This window comes from Egicoccus sp. AB-alg2, from assembly GCF_041821065.1.
Lineage (GTDB): Bacteria > Actinomycetota > Nitriliruptoria > Nitriliruptorales > Nitriliruptoraceae > Egicoccus.
The window spans coordinates 406,116-425,024 of record NZ_JBGUAX010000001.1 but is presented as its reverse complement, the minus strand read 5'-3'; the positions used below and the strand labels follow the sequence as shown (position 1 = coordinate 425,024).

The 18,909-nt window shown below is 72.1% G+C and carries 21 protein-coding genes; 9 read left to right on the top strand and 12 right to left on the bottom strand.

The annotated features are described in order from the left end of the window. The first annotated feature begins 95 nt into the window (after positions 1-95). The gene (locus ACERM0_RS02025; RefSeq protein WP_373676824.1) at positions 96-449 is read left to right on the top strand and encodes a hypothetical protein; all 354 of its coding nucleotides are present in this window, start codon (positions 96-98) and stop codon (positions 447-449) included. Between the two features lie 31 nt (positions 450-480). Further along, positions 481-1,143, top strand: a complete 663-nt coding sequence (locus ACERM0_RS02020) for an HAD family hydrolase (RefSeq protein WP_373676823.1) — start codon at positions 481-483, stop codon at positions 1,141-1,143. A gap of 65 nt (positions 1,144-1,208) precedes the next feature. Here the strand turns inward: ACERM0_RS02020 and ACERM0_RS02015 are convergent, their stop codons facing one another. Further along, a complete protein-coding gene (locus ACERM0_RS02015) occupies positions 1,209-1,916 on the bottom strand; it encodes a VOC family protein (protein WP_373676822.1) in 708 nt (235 codons plus the stop codon). Positions 1,917-2,121: 205 nt separating this feature from the next. Here ACERM0_RS02015 and ACERM0_RS02010 point away from each other — a divergent pair, with 205 nt between their 5' ends. Further along, positions 2,122-3,393, top strand: a complete 1,272-nt coding sequence (locus tag ACERM0_RS02010) for a DNA polymerase IV (protein ID WP_373676821.1) — start codon at positions 2,122-2,124, stop codon at positions 3,391-3,393. A gap of 4 nt (positions 3,394-3,397) precedes the next feature. On the opposite strand, the gene ACERM0_RS02005 is transcribed toward ACERM0_RS02010, so the two are convergent. From ACERM0_RS02005 to ACERM0_RS01980, 6 genes are all read right to left on the bottom strand, one after another. After that, entirely contained in the window at positions 3,398-4,123 is a 726-nt protein-coding gene (locus ACERM0_RS02005) for a hypothetical protein (protein WP_373676820.1), read from the bottom strand. A gap of 31 nt (positions 4,124-4,154) precedes the next feature. Then, positions 4,155-4,991, bottom strand: coding sequence for a hypothetical protein (locus ACERM0_RS02000; protein ID WP_373676819.1), 837 nt, complete (start codon positions 4,989-4,991; stop codon positions 4,155-4,157). Positions 4,992-5,038: 47 nt separating this feature from the next. Next, positions 5,039-5,785, bottom strand: coding sequence for a hypothetical protein (locus tag ACERM0_RS01995; protein ID WP_373676818.1), 747 nt, complete (start codon positions 5,783-5,785; stop codon positions 5,039-5,041). A 103-nt stretch (positions 5,786-5,888) separates the two neighbouring features. Next, positions 5,889-6,455: a signal peptidase I gene (locus ACERM0_RS01990; protein WP_373676817.1), complete on the bottom strand. Its 567-nt coding sequence runs from the start codon at positions 6,453-6,455 to the stop codon at positions 5,889-5,891. Positions 6,456-6,531: 76 nt separating this feature from the next. Beyond that, complete coding sequence (locus tag ACERM0_RS01985) at positions 6,532-7,221, bottom strand: TasA family protein (RefSeq protein WP_373676816.1); 690 nt, start codon at positions 7,219-7,221, stop codon at positions 6,532-6,534. Positions 7,222-7,420: 199 nt separating this feature from the next. Further along, positions 7,421-8,080 carry a LuxR C-terminal-related transcriptional regulator gene (locus tag ACERM0_RS01980; RefSeq protein WP_373676815.1) on the bottom strand — a complete coding sequence of 220 codons (660 nt, stop codon included), beginning with the start codon at positions 8,078-8,080 and terminating at the stop codon, positions 7,421-7,423. Positions 8,081-8,170: 90 nt separating this feature from the next. Here ACERM0_RS01980 and ACERM0_RS01975 point away from each other — a divergent pair, with 90 nt between their 5' ends. After that, entirely contained in the window at positions 8,171-8,488 is a 318-nt protein-coding gene (locus ACERM0_RS01975) for a hypothetical protein (RefSeq protein WP_373676814.1), read from the top strand. Here the strand turns inward: ACERM0_RS01975 and ACERM0_RS01970 are convergent. After that, positions 8,414-9,943, bottom strand: coding sequence for a sensor histidine kinase (locus ACERM0_RS01970; protein WP_373676813.1), 1,530 nt, complete (start codon positions 9,941-9,943; stop codon positions 8,414-8,416). The two genes, ACERM0_RS01975 and ACERM0_RS01970, sit on opposite strands and share 75 nt — an antisense overlap. Positions 9,944-10,123: 180 nt before the next feature. Between ACERM0_RS01970 and ACERM0_RS01965 the strand changes: the two genes are divergently transcribed. Both ACERM0_RS01965 and ACERM0_RS01960 read left to right on the top strand, forming a co-directional pair. After that, entirely contained in the window at positions 10,124-10,900 is a 777-nt protein-coding gene (locus tag ACERM0_RS01965) for an enoyl-CoA hydratase/isomerase family protein (RefSeq protein ID WP_373676812.1), read from the top strand. A 166-nt stretch (positions 10,901-11,066) separates the two neighbouring features. After that, positions 11,067-11,375: a DUF3040 domain-containing protein gene (locus tag ACERM0_RS01960; RefSeq protein ID WP_373676811.1), complete on the top strand. Its 309-nt coding sequence runs from the start codon at positions 11,067-11,069 to the stop codon at positions 11,373-11,375. Between the two features lie 66 nt (positions 11,376-11,441). Here the strand turns inward: ACERM0_RS01960 and ACERM0_RS01955 are convergent, their stop codons facing one another. The 4 genes from ACERM0_RS01955 to ACERM0_RS01940 all read right to left on the bottom strand — a co-directional run bounded on the left by ACERM0_RS01955 (position 11,442) and on the right by ACERM0_RS01940 (position 16,409). Then, positions 11,442-13,772 (bottom strand): transglutaminaseTgpA domain-containing protein, encoded by a 2,331-nt coding sequence (locus tag ACERM0_RS01955; RefSeq protein ID WP_373676810.1) that lies wholly within the window; start codon positions 13,770-13,772, stop codon positions 11,442-11,444. Next, positions 13,769-15,028 (bottom strand): DUF58 domain-containing protein, encoded by a 1,260-nt coding sequence (locus tag ACERM0_RS01950; RefSeq protein WP_373676809.1) that lies wholly within the window; start codon positions 15,026-15,028, stop codon positions 13,769-13,771. Before ACERM0_RS01950 ends, ACERM0_RS01955 begins: the two co-directional genes overlap by 4 nt. 5 nt (positions 15,029-15,033) lie before the next feature. Next, positions 15,034-15,951 carry an AAA family ATPase gene (locus ACERM0_RS01945; RefSeq protein ID WP_373676954.1) on the bottom strand — a complete coding sequence of 306 codons (918 nt, stop codon included), beginning with the start codon at positions 15,949-15,951 and terminating at the stop codon, positions 15,034-15,036. Between the two features lie 206 nt (positions 15,952-16,157). After that, complete coding sequence (locus ACERM0_RS01940) at positions 16,158-16,409, bottom strand: hypothetical protein (protein ID WP_373676808.1); 252 nt, start codon at positions 16,407-16,409, stop codon at positions 16,158-16,160. Positions 16,410-16,538: 129 nt separating this feature from the next. Between ACERM0_RS01940 and ACERM0_RS01935 the strand changes: the two genes are divergently transcribed. The 3 genes from ACERM0_RS01935 (at position 16,539) to rsmH (ending at position 18,907) form a co-directional block, all read left to right on the top strand. Further along, positions 16,539-17,147: a TetR/AcrR family transcriptional regulator gene (locus tag ACERM0_RS01935; RefSeq protein ID WP_373676807.1), complete on the top strand. Its 609-nt coding sequence runs from the start codon at positions 16,539-16,541 to the stop codon at positions 17,145-17,147. Between the two features lie 360 nt (positions 17,148-17,507). Beyond that, positions 17,508-17,933 carry a division/cell wall cluster transcriptional repressor MraZ gene (mraZ, locus tag ACERM0_RS01930; protein ID WP_373676806.1) on the top strand — a complete coding sequence of 142 codons (426 nt, stop codon included), beginning with the start codon at positions 17,508-17,510 and terminating at the stop codon, positions 17,931-17,933. Positions 17,934-17,944: 11 nt separating this feature from the next. Continuing rightward, positions 17,945-18,907, top strand: a complete 963-nt coding sequence (gene rsmH / locus ACERM0_RS01925) for a 16S rRNA (cytosine(1402)-N(4))-methyltransferase RsmH (protein WP_373676805.1) — start codon at positions 17,945-17,947, stop codon at positions 18,905-18,907. The last annotated feature ends 2 nt before the right edge of the window (positions 18,908-18,909 follow it).

The following is an 18,909-nucleotide window of genomic DNA, read 5'->3' as shown; positions in this document are numbered from 1 at the left end:
CTCCGGCAGGCACGATGTCCCCGACCGAACACGAACGACACGAGCTCTTCCTGGCGCTCGAACGCGCCCTCGGAACCGAACCGGCGCGAGCCCTCATGGAACAGCTTCCTCCGCGACGATGGGACGATCTCGCCACGCGTGAGGACCTGCGGGCCATCGATCGCGAGTTCGTGCGCATCGGGCAGCGCTTCGACGCGGTCGACCAGCGCTTCGAGAAGATCGACCAGCGCTTCGAGCACCTGGATCAGCGCTTCGACCGCATCGAGGGACGCATGGATGTGGTCGAGCAGCACCTCGTGCGCATCGACGAACGGTTCGTCTCCCTGGAGAACCGACTGTTGGCCGAGTTCCGCCACGAGATCATCACCCAGAACCGGCTGCTGTTCTTCTCTATGGTGGGTGCCATCTTCACGGCGGCCTCCCTCGCGTTCGCCGCCGTGCGGTTCTGACCACCAGGTTGTGGCGGTACCGTTTCGCCGCATGAGACACGTGGTCTGGGACTGGAACGGCACGCTGCTCGACGACCAGTTGGTCGTCGTCGAGGCGTTGAACGCGGTGTTGGCCGATCGCGGCCTGCCGCCGACCGACCTGGCGACCTATCAGCGGCTGTACACCCGCCCGGTGCAGACGTTCTATGAGCGTCTGTTCGGCCGGCCCATCCAGCCGGACGAGTGGGAGCACCTCGACGACGTCTACCACCACGGCTACGCCTCCGCGCTGGAGCGGGCCCAGCTGGCCGTCGACGCGGAGGTGGCACTGCACCGGGTGGCCGGTGCCGGTCGGTCGCAGTCGCTGCTGTCGATGTACCGCCACGAGCAGCTGGTGCCGCTCGTGCAGCAGCTCGGGATCGACGATCACTTCCTGCGCATCGACGGGCTGCGCGGTGCCGGGGGTGGCCGCAAGGCGCCCTACCTCGAAGCGCACCTCGAGCACATCCTGCCGGTGACCGGCGCCGCTCCGGAGGAGATCCTGGTCGTCGGTGACGCGATCGACGACGCCGTCGCCGCCCAGCACGTGGGTGCCCGTTGCGTGCTCTACGACGGTGGGTCGCATCCCCGGGAGGAACTCGAGGCGACCGGCGTGCCGGTCGTCGACACCCTCACCCAGGCACTCGACCTCGCCGGCCTGATCACCGAGCCCTGAACCGACGGGCGATCACGGCACCGTCGCACGGCGCGCTTCGTCTGGATGACGGAAGCGGCCATCAGTCAGCTGGAGATGACCGGCGGCCCGTGCGTATCGTCGGCGGCGATGGGGGAGGCGTCGGTGAAGCGCAGGCCCACCGGGCCGGCCGCCGCACCCGGTTCGACCACGACGTCCAGCGGTGCGTCCGGCCAGCGGGCGACGATGCCGTCATCGCTACCCACCACCTCGGCACCCAGGCACTTCCAGACCTGCGCGGCCTCGCTCGGGCGCGGATGCTGCAGCGTCGGTCCCAACAGGGTCGCAGCGTCCGGACGCGGCGATTCCGGCGACGTGCCCGTCAGCCGTGCCCAGTCCTCCTCGGTTCGCCCCGCCCAGGCGACCTGCACGATGAGTCCGCCGACCTGCGTCGGCCGTAGGAACGCCTCGTGCCAGACGTCACCCTCGGCGAAGACGTCGACCACGTCGAACCCGTCCTGCTCGAGCGTCTCAACCGCGGGCAGCAGCGCCGGCACCTTGAGCGTGACGTGGTGGATCCGTGCCCCGAAACGCTCCAGGAAACGAGCGGCGAACCCGTCCTCGTCGGTCGGCTCCAGCAGTTCCAGCTTCGCGCCGCCCGGGTAGCGCAGTTGCCGGGTCGCGAACCCGGCACGCTCGGCCGCGAAGCGCGGCGTCACCCACCCACCACCGAGCGCGTCGTGCCAGCGGCCGGCCGCGTCCTCGATCGACGGCACAGCCACCGCGACGTGGTCGGATACGGCCTGGATCGGCATCGGTGGAGCCCTTCGTCGCAGCGGGGGAAGAGGAGTCGGACGGCAAAGGTTAGTGATCGTTCACATTCGCATGCTCATCCGTCACCGCAGCCCCTTCGCCACGGACGTGGGCCCCCGGCCGGTACGCTACGGCGAACGTGCGTTCGGTCGCCCGCATCACGAACGGGAACCGCGCCGGGCCGTGCCGCGCGAGGAGGAGCAGGTCGTGACCGCCCGTGTCGACGAGCCGATCCTCCACGTCGACATGGATGCGTTCTACGCCTCGGTCGAACAGCGCGACGACCCGGGCCTGCGGGGACGTCCGGTCGTCGTCGGCGGTGCAGGAGGCCGGGGCGTCGTTGCCGCCGCCTCCTACGAGGCCCGCCGCTTCGGCGTCCGCAGCGCCATGCCGATGGTCCGCGCCCGGCGCCTGTGTCCGGACCTCGTGGTCGCCGCCCCGCGGTTCGACGTCTACCGCGACGTCTCGCGCGAGGTCATGACGATCCTGCAGAGCTACACGCCGCTGGTCGAGCCGCTCTCGCTCGACGAGGCCTTCCTCGACGTCTCCGGCGCCGTCCGGCTGTTCGGGCCGCCGGTGGAGATCGCGCGGCACATCCGCGCCGACGTGCGTCGGCGCCTGGACCTGCCCTGCTCGGTCGGGATCGGCCCGACCAAGTCCGTCGCGAAACTGCTGTCGGCCAAGGCCAAACCGGACGGTCTGCTGCACTGGCCCGGCGACGAGGTGCGGCGACGGCTGCGCCCGCTGCCGGTCGCCGAACTGTGGGGCGCCGGCCCGAAGACCGTCGAGCGGCTGACCGCCTACGGGTTCACGACCGTCGGGCAACTGGCCGACGCGGACCTGCGCACGCTGCAGCGGGTCGTCGGCGACGTCGCCGGCAACAACCTGCATCGCCTCGCGCGCGGTGAGGACCCCAGGTCGGTCACCCCGGTCCAACCGACGAAGTCCGTCTCGGCCGAGCAGACCTACGACGAGGACATCGACGATCCGGACGTCCTGCGCCGCCAGTTGCTGCGCCTGTGCGAGAAGGTCGGCCGCCGTCTGCGCAAGGCCGGCCTGTCCGGGCGCACCATCACGCTGAAGGTCCGCTTCGGCTCGTTCGAGACGGTCACCCGGTCCTCGACCCTGCCGGCGCCGACCGACCGGACGCACGACCTCGTCACCGTCGCCACCGACCTGCTCGACGGGCTGCGCCTGGAGCGGGCACGGGTCCGCCTGCTCGGCGTGGGGGTGTCCAACCTCGGCGACGGTGACGCCGCCCGACAGCTCGCCTTGGATGCGCCGAAGGAGCTGTTCCCGGCCGACGCCACCGATGCCCAGCCGGGCTGGGGCGATCGCCGCTGGGAGGACGTCGAACGGGTCGCCGACTCGGTCGCCGAGCGCTTCCGCGGCATCGGCGTCTCGTACGCGGCGCTGCTCGACGAGGACGAGCCGGACGACACCCCCAGCGCGGACGACCGTCGGCTCGACGACCGCTGAACGGTCAGAGCATCGGCAGGAACCGCACCCGTCCACGCTGTCCACGTCGCTGGTCCAGGAAGCCCGCCAGGGTGTCGTAGACGTCGTCGCCCACCATGGTGCGTAACTCCGTCTCCATGGAGCGGTACACCGGTCGCCGGCCGACGAAGGCCTGGTCGTCGTCGAGGCACCACCAGCCGAAATCGGCGCCGCCCTCGCCCCAGTGACCGCGCTGGTAGGCGGCGATGGTGTGCACCTCCAGGGTGGCCCCGTCGTCGGCCGTCTCCTCGGAGACCGTGCGGTGCAGCGGCACCTGCCAGCACACGACCGGCTTGTGGGTCATGTGGTGGACACCCTGCCGCTCGGCGAGGTGGTGCAACGCGCACCCTTCCCCGCCGGGGAATCCGGCCCGGTTCAACAGGATGCAGGCGCTTTTGTGCACGCGCGTGTGCTGCTCGCCCTCCTCGTCCTCGACCAGCAGTCCCTTGCGCATCGCCTGCCGGTGGAACTGCATCGTCGCGGGGTCGAGATCCTCCTCGACGATGCGCAGCAGTTCCTCGGCGTCGTCGTCCTCGTTGAGGTAGGCGCCGTGGATGCAACACCCGAGGATCGGGTCGTCGTCCGCGGTGATGCCCTGGCAGCCGGCGCCGTAGATGCAGGTGTAGTTGGACAGCAGGAACGAGACGTCGAAGGTGTAGCGCCGATGGTCGTCGGCGGGATCACGGACGCTGACCCATTCGCGTTCGAGCATCGGTACCTCGCTCCGACGGCAGCCCTCCACCCTACCCCGGTGGCTTCCGTGGGCGGCGCAGCACGCGGAGCCCGGCCAACAGTGCGAGGGCAGCGACCGCGACGAGCACTGACAGGTCGAAACCGGTGCGCGGCAGGCCGCGGGTGTCGGGTACCGAGTCTGGTGAAGTCCGGGCCGTCCGATCATGGCGTTCTGACAGGACCGTCTCCTGCCGGCCATCGGCACTCTCGTCGTCTTTGCCCTCAGGGACAGAACCGCCGTCGACGTCCTCCGGCGGAACCACTTCGGGCGAGGTATCAGGTGCGTCGCGGGCGTCCCCGAGCACCTGCTCGGCATGGACGCGTAGGTCGAACACGGAGGAGTCGCCCTGTGCCAGGTTGTTCCTCGGATCCGCGCGGAAGTGTTGCGTGAGGGCGAGGCAGATGCGCTCATCGGTCCCGACCTGGCCGATGCCGATGCGGACCCCCTCGAGGTCGCGCAGGGTCGATCCGGAGAGGAGAGTCTCGTCGACCGCGCACGTGTCGTCGCTGTCAGCGACGCCTCGTTGCCAGGTCATCTCCAGCTGCCCGGATAGCTCGCCCTGGTCCGGGCCGGGTCCGCACGTCGTGTCGCCCGCTCGCACCTCCGGACGTGAGCACCCGTTCTCGTAGTCACGCAGGTCGCGGATCTCCACGTCGACGTTCGAGGGGCCGACGCCACCCGACGCGCCGACGGTCAGGAAGACGAGGTGCTCGGCGGTAGCGGTGGGATAGATCCCCTCGACCTCGATCGCCGGCACGACGTCGCCATGTGCATCGAGGATCCGGATGTCAATCGCCGGCGACTGCGCGTGGACGACGGCCGCTGATGCCAGGAGCAGCATCGTCAAGGTGGGCACCAGTGTCAGACGCCGCGTGAAAGGAGCTGACGGTGGCATCACGGTCGTCTCTCGACACCTGCGGGTTCGTCGACATCGACGTCCACCGTCGGGGCTTCGGCCGGCTGGATGGGCTGGCTCTCCTCGACAGTGGTGTCATCGAGGTATGCCCCTCGGTCGGTCTCGCCGGGGCGCTGTTCCGTCGTCCGCCCGGTGCCGTCGCCTGAAGTATCCAGAGGGCGCTCGTCGTCGGTGACGTCGCCGTCCGGCACCGGCACGTCCGTCGGAGCCTCGGCTTCGGCCGCAGACTTCTCGAGGTCATCGCGCGTTTGCTCTACCTCGGAATCCTCGAGTAACGCGGGCCTAGGACTGCTCGAGTACTCGAGGGTCGTGCAGCCACGGCCAGGAGATCCATCGAGCAGCGCCCCGATGACGCAGCCGTGCGTGTCGTCAGGGGTCAGCTCCGGTACCGGCATGTCGAAGTAGAGGACGCGGCCTCGAGCCGGGCCTGGCTCGCACACGCCGCCAAGGCCCTTGTCCTCGAGTACGGGCGCCACCTCGTGGCCCTCCGCGCCGAAGCGGAGGGTCGTGACGTCGAGATCCATAGGGTTGAAGGCCGCCGTCTGTGGGATCAGCACGCGGACGCGGCCCTGCTCGCCGACGTTGATCGTCTGGCAGACGATGATCCGGAACTCGACCTCGTCCGGCTCCCAGACGTCGGCGCCGACCGAATTCCCCTCGATGACGTCAAAGTCGGACCACGCGGCGTACGTGCCGGGTACGACGAGGCTCGCGGTCGCCAGCACGAGGGCGAGCGACGCCGTAGCGGCGCTGCAGCGACGCCAGCGTGCGCGTCGCCGACGCGGCCGGTCGGCGCGCCGCGTTCGCGCAACGGGAGCGCTGCGAGAGTCAGGCACGGCTGTCCACTTTCTCCGTCGCGGTGGGGGAGTCGTGGGAGGCGTCTGTCCGCTCGCGGCGGAGTTCGCTTCGCATGTTCGCGAACTGTTGGACCATGAAGAGCAGTAGGAGCGGCCCACCGAGGGTCAGCATCCCCGCCGGCGTCCGCACGAAGTCGGAGATCGACCCCAGGTACGGAAGGTGAAACCGGACGGTGCCGCGAACGGCGCCCGCGGGGACCGGTTCCCGGTCCTCGCCGGAGTTGGCGTCGCCCTTGGTGACGAAACTGAGCGGATCAGTGTCCTGCACGCGAACGACACGGTGGGTGACGAACTCCTGGACGCCCGGCTGCGTCTGGAAGGTGATGACGTCACCCGGCACGATCTCGGTCGGGTTCGCCGGGACCACGAGGACGATTGATCCCACCGGATACGTGGGGGTCATCGATCCGCTCAACACGGTGAGCGCCGCGCCACCGGTCAGGCGAGGAATCACGAAGGCCACCGCGAGAACGAGAACAGCCAGCAGCACCGCTGCGGCTGTCGCCAGCCTGCTGGCCGCGCGCGCGATGGCCGTCATGGTCGACATCTCCTCCAAGCAACCGAACATGGAGCGACCGGGCGGGCCTCAGCCCACCCGGTCGTCGGCTTCAGCCTCAGCTGATCGCCTGCTCGAGGTCGAAACGCAGATCGAAGCTTGCGCTGTCGCCCTGGGAAGCGTTGGTCGCGTTCTGCGGGAGCTGGATCACGACGCCCACACAGACGCCCTCGCCCTTACCGAGCGTCTCGCCCGCGCTGAGGAGGCTCACACGATCCTTCGCCGCGAAGTCTTGCAGCGACATGGAGTTCAGACGGCCACCCCGCGGGTTGAGGGTCGAGTTGCAGGCGGTGTCGAGGTCGTCCGTCGGCACGTTCGTGGAGGTGATGTTGATGCGCGCCTCCTTGATGAACTGACCGTGTTCGTCGAACCGGAATTCCTCAGTCTCGAACTCCGCGTCGCAGGTGGTCTCGTAAATCGCCTCCTGCTCTTCTCGCTCACTGTTGCCGCGGCAGCCGTCTTCCTTGCCGACGAGTTCCTCCATCGAGATGTAGAGATCGGCCGCCGGCACCGTCTCACCGTCGCGGCTAGCGACGACGAACTGGCGCTCGACCTCGACGCCCGGCGCGAGCTTGACGTTCGAGAAGCCCTCAATGCCACTGCCGTTGAGGTCAAGCGTGAGGTGGTCGGCACCCGAGCTGTTGTCCTCGATGGTGTCCCAGTCGCTCCAGGCGGCGAAGGTGCCGCCGGTGAGCAGTGCGGCGGCCGCAACGACGGCGACGCCGGAGCCCAGAATCTTCTTGTTCACGTTTCACCCCTTGATTGCTCGCCCGTGTGGCGAGCTGTGCGCGGGGGGTGGATTCGCCACTTGGCTCGACACGGACCTGGCGACCAGTTCTCGGTCGGTGCGTCATTGCCGTCGCACCCGCGCTCTGACAGGCCGAAGACTCCCGGGCGTCGACGCTCGTGACATCCTCAAAGTTGAGGAACGTCGGCGAATCGCCGCCTCAGGAGCCGCTGGGCGGCTGCCACTCGGCTTCCTTGGCGCGGGCGATCGCGGCCAGCTGTGAGCTGACGCCGAGCTTGCGCAGGATGGCACGCACCTGGCTGCGAACGGTCGACACCGCCACCACGCACTCGGTCGCGATCTGCTCCACGGACCGGCCACGTATCAGGCCGGCCAGCACCTCGGCCTCGCGCGGCGTGAGCTCGCGGAACGGTGCCAACCGGGCCTCCTCGGCGCGCTGGTGCTGGCGCAGCAACGCGAGGTGTTCCTCGCGCTCGTGGCGGGACAGCAGCGGCTCGCCCGCCAGCGCCCGGTCCACCGTCGCCGCCAGCTCATCGAACGAACCGTCCTTGGTGAGCACCGCACGGGCGCCGGCGGCGACGCACTGCGCGTGACGGACGCGGTCACGTACGCCGGTCAGCACGACGGCGGGGACCTCGTGCTCGGCCAGGGCGGGCAGCAGGTCCAGCGCGCTGACGTCGTCACCGAGGTCGAGGTCGACCAGCGCGAGGTCGGGGGCGAGGCCGACGACCGTCGTCACGAGGGCGTCGGCGGACGCCGGCGGCACGACGGTGACCTCGACGTCGCGGCTGCGGAACGCCGACGCGACCGTGTGCGCGATCAGCCCGTGGTCCTCGACGATGGCCAGGCGACTGGTCACGCGCGTTTCCCCAATTCGTGTGATGCGGCCGTGGAGTGGGCATGGTCGACTGCGGGTGTGACAGCCGTTTCGCCTCCACCCCGCCGCGTCGTGCTCGCGGCCCGTCCGCCGTTGCTCGTGGACACGTTGTGCACCGTGCTGCGCGCCGGCGGTGTCGAGGTGGCGGTCGCGCCGGTCGGCACCGAGGAGGTCTTCGACGTCGCGGTCGTGCTCGACCCGCAGGACCGCACGGACATCCGAGCGCTGCTGTACGCGACTCTGGACGAAACCGGCGGTACCGGCAGTGGCGCGGCACTGACCGCCAGCGACGGCCGGTACCTGGGCTCGGTCGCCTCAGACGAGTTGATCACGCTGCTCCTCACCGGCGCCGGCGCCGGCGGCGTCCATCGAGCCAGCCAGGGGGAGTGACATCACGAAGCAGGCGCCGTGATCCAGGCCTGCATCGACCCACAGCTCACCGCCGGCCTCGCGCACCAGCCGACGCGCGAGCGGGAGGCCGACGCCGTGACCGCCGGTGGCGGCGAGCGTCACGCCCGGCGCGAAGACCTGCTCCCGCAGGCCGTCGGGCACGCCGGGACCACGATCGCTGACGCGCACGAGCACGCGGTCGCCGTCGCGGTCGACCTGGACGAGCGCGGGCACCTCCCGGGCACGGCCGTGGCGGTCGGCGTTCACCAGCAGGTTGTCCAGTGCCTGTGCCAGGGCCCCGGGTACGCACTGGACGGTCGCGTCGAGGTCGCCGTCGAGGAGGAGCTGCGTACCGCGTGCCCGGGCCAGCAGGACCGTCGGCACGACGATCTGGCCGATGGGGACGGTCGTCGCCGCCGTCCGCTGGCCGTCCGGGAGCAACAGGACACGCAGCCGGGACAGACCGGTGGCCAGCGCGGCGGTCATCTCCTCGCGCCGGTCCGGGGCCAGGCGTTCCCCGCCGCGCAGGACGGCGGTCGCGGCCTCCAGACCCAGCAGCGCATTGCGGACCTCGTGCTGGAGTTGCAGCTGCTGGTGTTCGCGGTCGCGCTCGGAACGGACGCGCTCGACCCGCAGCAGGTGCAGCTCGGAACGACGCACCTCCAGCGACTGGGTGAGCAGGTACACCACGCCGACCGTCAGCACGAGCAGACCCGCCAAGCGCACGACCGCGCTGGTCAGGAACCACCCCGGCTGCAGCGACCACCGGGCCACGAGCCGAGCCGCCTCTGCCACCGCCATGCCGACCGCGAAGGTGGCCGTCCAGGCCTGCAGGGCGGTCGCGCTGCGGCTGCGCCAACGAACCAGCAGACGCGCGGCGGCGACCGTCCACAGCATCGTCGCCACCGCTGCCGCCAGCACCGGCACCGGCACGGCGCCCATCACCTCGCCGGCGCCGACGATCGCGAGCATCGCGACGACGAGCGCACCGAGGCCACGGACCACGTCCGGCGCGGGGCGGAGCGAGGTGTCGACCTCCGCGGTGTCGGACAGGCGCACCGACCACCAGCCCGCCACGGCGGTGCCCGCCACCACGAGCGCGTCGCCGAGCCGCGGTTGGCGGCCACCGAGCACCGAGGCGGGCAGGCTCGCGGCGGCCAGGAGCGCGGTGGCAGTACACAGGCGCACCGCGCGCGCCTCACCCGTCGCCCGGTGGAGCAGGGCGGCTACCAGGGACAGCACGACGGCCAAGGCCACCGTCACGGCACGCCAGGTCGGCCGACCCAGCAGCGCCAACTCGTTCAGTCGGTCCGCCAGTGTGATCGCCGGCAGGGCCGCGACCACCACCAGCGGCAACCAGGCCAGCGTCCACCCCGGACCGACCGACGCACACACCAGCGCGTTACGACGGTCCTCCCCCTGATAGTGCTGCAAGACGTCCCCGAGTCCGGCCATGTCGCCGGCGTCCCCTCCGGCGGCCCCTCATGGCCCTGCGATCGTCGCCGGGCGATCCTAGTTACTGGCCCGCTCGCGACGCCAGATCCGGGTCCGCGGACGGGGCGACCCGCCGATGGTTCGTCACCGGCGGACGCCACCTGCGAGGATCGCGGTCCCCTGTGACGCGAAGGGCAACACATGAGCGAGGCCGTCGGCTACGAGATCGCCGAGGGTGTGGCGCACGTCACGATCCAGCGACCCGACAAGCGCAACGCGATGTCCCTCGAGGTGTTCGAGGGACTTCGCGACGCCGCCGGCCGGGCAGCCGACGACCACCGGGTGGGCGCGGTCGTCGTCGCCGGCGAGGGCGGCACGTTCTCCTCGGGCATCGACGTCTCCGTGTTCGGCGACCAGGTGCAGGGCGGCGTGACGCCCGAGTTCATCGGCGGGCTCCAGGACGCCTTCTCCGCGTTCGAAGACCTCGACAAGCCGACGCTGGCCGCGATCGAGGGATACTGCTTCGGAGGCGGCATCCAGCTGGCGCTCGCCTGCCACCTCCGCGCCGTGGCGCCGACCGCCCGCCTCGCCGTCAAGGAGGCCGACTGGGGCCTCGTACCCGACCTCGGCGGCACGTGGCGACTGCCGCGCCTGGTCGGTCTCGGCCGGGCGACGGAGCTGACGCTCACCGCCCGCACCGTCGAGGCCGACGAGGCACTCGCGATGGGGCTGGCCGAGCTCCGGCTGGGCGGCGAGGACCCGCAAGGGGAGGCGCATGCACTGGCCGCACGGCTCGCGGCCGGTCCCGGCGCCCTCCGCCGTGCGCCCCGGCTGCTGCGCGAGAACCTCGAACGTGGCCGCACCGAGGCACTGGGTGCGGAGGCCGCCACGCAGCTCGCCTGCCTCTCCGGACCCGACTTCACCGAAGCGGTGACCGCGAGATGGCACGGCAGGCTGCCACGCTTCGTCGGCGCCTGACCGACCTCGCCGAGACGAGGCATCCGGAGCCGCGGGGCCGGTCGGATCGGTGTCGCGCACCCCTGGCGCCGCGACGTCGGCCGGGGCGCGCATCGGCCACACGACAGGGTGCACCGCCCCCGGCCCGTCGGTACATTCTCACGACCGTCGGCCACGTGGAATCCGTATGCCGTTGTCCGAGCACGAGGAGCGGATCCTCGCGGAGATCGAGCGTCAGCTCGCCGCCGAGGATCCACGGTTCGTCGCCCGTGCGCGCCGAACCCGAAAAGGCCCGTCCCGCACGCTGCGGCTTCGCCTGGCCGTCGCGATGGCGGTGCTCGGGGTCCTGTCGCTGCTCGGGCTGACGTTCAGCATCGCCTTCGGTGTCGTCGGCATGGCGTTGCTGCTGGGCGCCATCCTCCTCGGTGCGACGGCACTCCGCGAACGTCCGGAACAGCCGACGCCCGCGCCGGTTCCTCCCGACGAGTCCAGCTGACGTCCGGCCCGCTCCCTCAGGCGGGTCCGGTGTCGCCGCGATGCCGCCTGCTGCGCCTCCGTCGGTTCACCCGCGCCAGCGGTCGCGGACGGCGCCGACGAGCTCGCGGGTCCGTGACACACCCTGCGTGACGGGCACGCGCACGGGCGACAGCAGCCGGTCGCGGGTGTCCACCGACGCCCGCAGGTCCTCCTCGAGCTCGGTGGCCAGCACCTCGGCCTCGTCGGCGAGGCGGTCGTCGACGTCGCCGCCGAACGCGGCGCGTTGCGCCAGCTGAGCGAACCGCGTGCCCGCCCCGTCGACCCGCCCTTCGGCCTGCCAGCGGGCGACCAGCTCCGGGGTGGTCTCGGACGGGCGGCGGACGAGCCCCAACGACGCCGCGCCCGCGAGCAGGCGACGCTGCGACATGAGGACCCGACCGGCCGGTCCGTCGCCGGCCGACCGGGCTCGGCCCCGCTGGGAGCGGACGGTCACGAGGGCCACGCCGAGCAGGCCCAGGCCGATCAGCGCGAGCGGCCAGATCGCCGTGCGTCCTGCCTGCGTGCCCGCCTCCGGTGAGGTCGCCTGTGGTGGGGCGGTGTCCTCGTTGGGCAGCGGGAGCGGGACGTTCGGCGTCGTGTTGTCGCGCGCGTCGGGACCCTGCTCCTCGCGCTCCTCGGCGCGCAGGCGTGCGGCGCGTTCACGCTCGTTCTCCAGTGGCGTCAGGTCCGCCTCGCGCGGCACGATCTGGGTGCGGTCGTCGCGGGGGGTGGGCTCGAACGTGACCCACCCGTACCCGGGGAACAGCACCTCGACCCAGGCGTGGGCATCGCGGGTGGACACGGTGTACTCGTCCATCTCGCGCCCCAGTGCGGGATCGGCCGGCGCCGACAACCGGCCCGGCAGGAACCCGACGGCCACGCGGGCGGGGATGCCGGTCTCGCGGAGCATGACCGCCATCGCCGTGGCGAAGTACTCGCAGTAGCCGACCTTGTCCTCGAGCACGAACCGTTCGAGGGCACGGTCGCCGCGCAGCGCCGGGACGTCGAGGTCGTAGGTGAATCCGCCCTCGTCGCCGATGAACCACTCCTGCAGCGCCAGCGCGCGGTCGACCGTCGTGTCCGCGTCCGCGGCGGCGTAGACCTCCTCGGCCTGTTCGCGCAGCCCCTCGTACTCGCGCGGCAACTGCGTGAGCCGTTCGCGCGTCGCGTCGTCGATCTCCACCTCGCGGAGCTGCTCGTAGCTCGGGGTGGGTCGGGACGCCTGGACGCGGTAGGTCACGCCTTCCCGCACGCCGACACGTGGTTGGCCGGCGAGCTCACCGTCGACCGTGTCCCAGGTCGCGAGGAAGCCGCCCTCGGTGGACCACACCATCTCGTCGCGCTGCGGGCCCAGCACCTGGACGGGCTGGTAGGGGACCGGCACGTAGATGTTCTGCAGCTCGAGGACCTCGACGTCGACGAACAGCGGCTCGGAGGCGGAGGCGTCGGCCTCGGGCGGCAGGACGTCGCGGGCGGAGAACAGCGACGACGGATCCGGCCGGTAGGAGCCCTCGCCGGTGGGGCCGAGGCGCCAGGTGAAGCCGTCGAAGCTGTCGAGGCCGGCCAGGCGCAGGTAGGTGCGTTGCTCGGTGCGCACCCGCAGCACGTCGCGCTCGGTCGGCAGCTTGAGGCGATCGGACACGTCGACGATCGGCTGATAGCCCCGGGGGTCGGCGGCCGAACCGAGGTCGATCCAGGCCTCGGCGTCGTAGCCGGGGAGCACGCCGGGGGCCACGACGGCGACCACGATCGCGGCGGTGCCGACGGCAAGTCCGCTGGTCGTCGCCCGCGGCACCGGGCGCTGCCCTGCTGGCAGTGCGTCGGGTGCCGAGAGCAGGAGGAGCAGGCCGGCGCCGGCGAGGAACGGCACGGCGACCCGCCACGTCGGGCCGTCGCCGGCGGTGATCGCCAGTGGCACCGCCCACAACACCAGCACCGGCACGAGGCCGAGCCCGGCCCGGCGCCAGCGGACCACGACCTCGTGGGCGAGGTGCGTGACGGCCCAGAAACCCGTGGTCAGGAGCAACAGCAACCCCGGGAGGACCGGTGCGGGGGAGGGGGTCTCGCGGATCTCGACCAGCGCCTCGGCGAACAGTTCCCGTGCCTGCTGCCACTGCTCGGTGCCGGGCAGCAGCCCGTCGGGCGGAAGGTGCAGGACGTAGGTGAGCATCGCCAGTGCCCCGGCGGAGACGACCAGGGCCACCCACCACGGCACGCGCAGGGCCCGCAGGGCCGCGGCGGTGACGAGCGCGAGCAGCGCGGCGACGATCACCGGCCCACGCCAGGCGGGGTCGCCGAAGACGCGCCCGTACGCCGGCAGCGTGGCCAGCACCACCAGCAGGGTGACGACCGCGAGGATCCCGTCGCGACGTCTCATGTGACCGCCAGCCGGGGGCGTCGCAGCAACTGCTGCCAGCGCTCGTCGAGTCGCTCGCCGGCCGCCACCACCGTGACCCGCCAGCCGGCCGCCTGCAGCGCGGCCGCGGTGGCCTGGGTGTGCTCGCGCGATGCGGCGCTCGCGCGGCCCTGGTGGCTGTCCGCGTCGACGAGCACCGCGATGCGTGTGGAGAAGCCCCGGCCGGCGCGGACGAGCGTGCGCAACTCCAGCGGGTCGGGGATCGTCAGCACCCCGATGAATGTGCCGTCACCGGCGGTGCCCTGGCCGACCTGTTGCAGCAGGGCCGGCAGGTCCACCTCGGCGGGGGTGGCGTCGGCGAGACGTTCCAGCCACTCCTGCCACGGCAGCGACCGTGGTGGCGCCGGCAGTGGCCGGTCCAGGAGCACGACCTGGCGCCCGCGGGCGGACACGTGGTAGGTGATGCTCGCGGCGGCCGACACGGCGGTCTCGAAGCTCGCGGACGGGCCCCGGCCGGTATGCCGGTCGCCACGGACGTCGAGGACCAGCACGACGCGCGGGTCCTGTGGCGACTCGGCCTGGCGGACCATCAGCTTGCCGCGGTGGGCGGTGGTGGGCCAGTGCACGGTCCGCAGGTCGTCGCCGCGCACGTACTCGCGAACGTTGGCGAGGTCCTCGCCGCTGGGCAGCGGCCGCGGACGTCCCTCGCCGCCCATGTTGGTGGTGCCGCCGAGCGGCACGCCGTCCGGCAGGCGCCAGATGGGCGGGTAGACGACCAGCTCCCCGGCGTTGCCGAGCACGCGCTGGCGGGTGACGACGCCGAACGGGTCGCGCATCGCCACCACGACCGGCCCGACCGTGAACCGGCCGCGCTGCAGCCCTCGGACGGGGTAGCGGACCGTCGTCCGCGTCCCCGCCCGCAGCGGCGGGACCACCGCCGCGGACCGCGAGCTCAGCATCGCCGGGACCGTGTCACGGACCTCCATGGTGGCGGTCGGCAGCCGCCCCGTGTTGGTGATGGTGAGCTCCACCTCGCCGACCCCGTCGTGGAAGAGCCGTCCGGGACGCACCAGCCGGTCGACGTGCAGGCGGGTCGAGGTGAACAGCAGGAACAGCAGGCTCAACAGGAGCAGCGCCAGCAGCGCGACCGCCGCCATCTGCAACTCACGTACCCCGAAGCCGCGCGCCGCGACCCACAGCGCGACCGCGCCGCCCAGCAGGCCGAGCCCGCGCTGGGTGAACAGCCCGAAGGGCCCTCGGGTCGGCCGCCGGGGCATGTGGGTCACTCCGTCGGCGCCGGCACGCCGTCGACGACGTCGGCGACGACGTGGGAGGGGTCGTGGCCCGCGAGCTGCGCCTCGGGACGCAGGATGAGCCGGTGCGGGAGCACGTGGGCCGCCAGGCGCTTGGCGTCGTCCGGCGTGACGTAGTCACGTCCGTCGACGGCCGCCGCGGCCCGGCAGGCGCGCAGCATCGCCAGCGACGCGCGCGGCGAGGCCCCGAGCTCCACCTCGGTGTGCGCGCGGGTGGCCCGGCACAGTGCGACGAGGTACCGGGCGACGGCCTCGCTGACGTGGACGTCGCGGATGGCCACGATCGCCTCGGCGACCGCCGCGGCGTCCGCGACCGGCTGCAGGGCCCGCATCCGGTCGTCGGCCCCGTGGGTGCGCAGGATGTCGAGCTCGTCGTCCTGGTGCGGGTACCCGATGGAGATCCGCATCAAGAAGCGGTCCCGCTGGGCTTCGGGCAGGGGATAGGTGCCTTCGAGCTCGATGGGGTTCTGGGTGGCGATGACCATGAAGGGACGCGCGAGTTCGTGGGTCGTCCCGTCGATGGTGACGGTGCGCTCCTCCATGGACTCCAGCAACGCGGACTGGGTCTTGGGTCCGGCGCGGTTGATCTCGTCACCGAGCACGAGGTTCGCGAAGACCGGACCGGGCCGGAACTCGAACTCGCCGGTGTCGGGCGAGTAGACGGTCACGCCCGTGACGTCGGAGGGCAGCAGGTCGGGCGTGAACTGCACGCGGGCGACGGAACAGTCGATGGAGCGCGCCAATGCCTTGGCCAGCAGGGTCTTGCCGACGCCCGGGACGTCCTCGACCAGCAGATGGCCTTCGGCGAGCAGTGTGGTGAGCGCGAGCCGGACCTCGGCGGCCTTGCCGCGGACCACCTGGGTGACGTTGTCCTCGATGGCCTTCAACGTCGTGGCGACGGTCCCGAGATCCGGTCGCGGGCGTGTCGCGCCGTCGGTCGTGGTCACACGGTCCTCCCCGTCTGCCCGGTGGTCGGGGCCGCGGACGCTCCGCGGCGGGACGGCGCGCGGAACACGATGCCCGCGTCCCTCCCTGTCGGCTGGCCGATGGTACCCACGGCCTTCCGGCCGGCGGGCGGCGACGGCGGATCGGCTCAGCCGGGGTGGACGGGCGTCAGCGCCGGTTCGGTGAGCACCTGGTCCGGATACGTCAGGGCCCGACCGTCGGCGTCGTCCCAGGGCGAGCGCATGCCGATCCGGCCGAACACCTCGTCGGCGCAGTCCGGGCAGGTGACCCAGCGCTTGGTCACCTCGACGTCCAGCCCGGTCTCGTCGGTCGCCTCGGTGCTGAACACGACCCGCCGACCGTCCTGCTGCCGCCCGCAGCCGTCGCAGTCGAACGCCATGCTGCATCCCGATCGCTGGCTCGCCGCACGGTGCCTGACGTCGACATCGGTGTCAACGGACGTGGTGCCACCTCGCGGGTGAGGCCGTCCGGCCACTACGGTGCCCGCACCGGTGAACCAGGAGAGGCCGTGACCGGCGAGCCCGTCGCGCCGCGCACGACCCGCGGCGAACGCACGGCCGCGCGTCTGCGCGAGGCCGCCCGCGCGGTGTTCGCAGAGCGTGGCTACGCGGCGGCGCGGGTCGAGGACGTCGTCGCCCGGGCCGGCGTCAGCCACGGCACCTTCTACACGTACTTCGAGAACAAGGCGGCCGTGCTCGACGCCCTGATCGAGGAGACGGCCGGGCAGCTGCAGTCGGTGGTCGACGAGCCGTGGGAGGGCCCCGACGTCCTCGCCACCATCGCCGCGGTCATCGACCGCTTCGTCGACGTGTTCTCCCAGCACGCCGACGTGGTGCGCACCTGGCTGGAGGCCAGCGCCCACGACAAGCACTTCCGCGACCGGCTCCGAGAGGTCCGGGTCGGCTACGTCGAACGGGTGGCGGAGAACCTCGCCCCGGCCCTGGACGCCACCCCGCACGACGCCGAGGTGGCCGCCGCCGCGCTGGTCGCCATGGTGGAGGGCTACGCGACCCAGGGCATGACGACCGACGACGAGGCACAGCGCGCCTCGGTGGTGCGGACCCTGTCGTCGATCTGGTTCGGCGGTCTGCTGCGGCTGATGGACCCCACCGCCTGACGCACGACCTCGCCACCCGCGAGTCGTGCGTGCATCCGGACCCGCCGCCCGTGCGCGCCCGGATGCACGCAACCGTCTCGGCGCGAGGGCGCGCCACTTCGCGCCACGCGGGCGCGCCACTTCGCGCCACTCCGTGCGACCGACTCGGCGTTTCGCCGCGTTCGCCCGATCCAGGCCGTCCGCTCGCCAGCCCGGCGGCGGGCCGACCACCGTCGGGCGAGGTCGGCCAGAAGTCGGCGATGACCTGCGCTTTCGTGACCCGGGTCGTTGCCGACTGGTGTCCGGGTGACGTAGAGTGGCGCGAAGTGGAGGGCTTTCCCGGCCGGGGGAGCACGAGGCAACGAACAGGCAGGGACGGGGTTGTTCCTCGGAGAGCACCAGCACACGCTGGACGCCAAGGGGCGCGTGATCCTGCCCGCGCGCTTCCGTGAGCGGCTCTCCAGCGGCCTGGTCTTCGCTCCCTCGCAGGACCGCTGCATCGACGTCTACCCCCTGACCGCCTTCGAGCGCCGGGTCGAGGAACTGCGTGCCGTGCCCCGCGAGGACCAGCGGGCACGGGCCTACCTGCGCGTGTTCCTCGCTGGCGCCCACGAGGAGAAGCCCGACGCCCAGGGCCGCGTCACCATCCCGCCGCGGCTGCGCACCTACGCCGGACTCGACAAGGACCTCACCGTCAACGGTGCGGACGAGAAGGTCGAGATCTGGGACCGCGCGACCTGGGACCAGTACCGCGAAGCGGCCGAGGAGGCGTTCGCCAGCCTCGACGCCCCGTTCACCTTCACATGATCGCGAGCCCCATGACCCAGCCACGCGACGGCGCCCCTCACGTCCCGGTCCTGCTCGACCGGGTCGTCGCGCTGTTCGCGGACGCGCCCGACGGCGTGTACGTCGACGGCACGCTCGGCGCGGCCGGCCACGCGGCCGCCGTGCTGCAGGCCCGTGCCGATCGGTACGGCCACGCCACGCTGGTCGGCCTCGACCGCGACCCGCACGCGCTCGCGTTGGCGCGGGCCCACCTGGCCGAGGTCGGCGGGGCCGTCGAGGTGCACCTGGTCCGCACGCGCTTCGACGGGATCGCCGAGGTGCTCGACGACCTCGGCATCGACCGGGTCGCGGGCGTCTTCCTCGACCTGGGCATCTCCTCCATGCACGTCGACGAGGCCGAGCGCGGCTTCAGCTACCGCCAGGACGGGCCGCTCGACATGCGGATGGACCCGGACCTGCCGCGCACGGCCGCCGACCTGGTCAACGACCTCGATGCCCGCGAACTGGCGCGGATCCTGCGCCGTTACGGCGACGAGCGTTTCGCCGACCGCATCGCGCGTGCCGTGGTGGCGGCACGTCCCCTGTCGCGCACGGTCGAGCTGGCCGAGGTGGTCCGAAACGCCATCCCCGCGGCGGCACGCCGCACCGGCGGCCACCCCGCCACCCGGACCTTCCAGGCGCTGCGCATCGCCGTCAACGGTGAGCTCGACGCGCTGGAGCAGATCCTGCCGGTCGCGCTCGACCGCCTGGCGGTCGGCGGCGTCTTCGCCGTCCTGAGCTACCACTCCCTGGAGGACCGCGCCGTCAAGCGCGCCTTCGCCGACGCGGCCACCGGCTGCGTCTGCCCGCCAGGCCTGCCCGTGTGTGCCTGTGGCCGCACCCCGCAGGTCGAGCACCTGATCCGTCGTCCCGAGCGGCCGTCGCCCGACGAGGCCGCCGCCAACCCCCGCGCCACCGCGGCCCGCCTGCGCGTGGTCCGCCGCCTGGAGTCCTGACG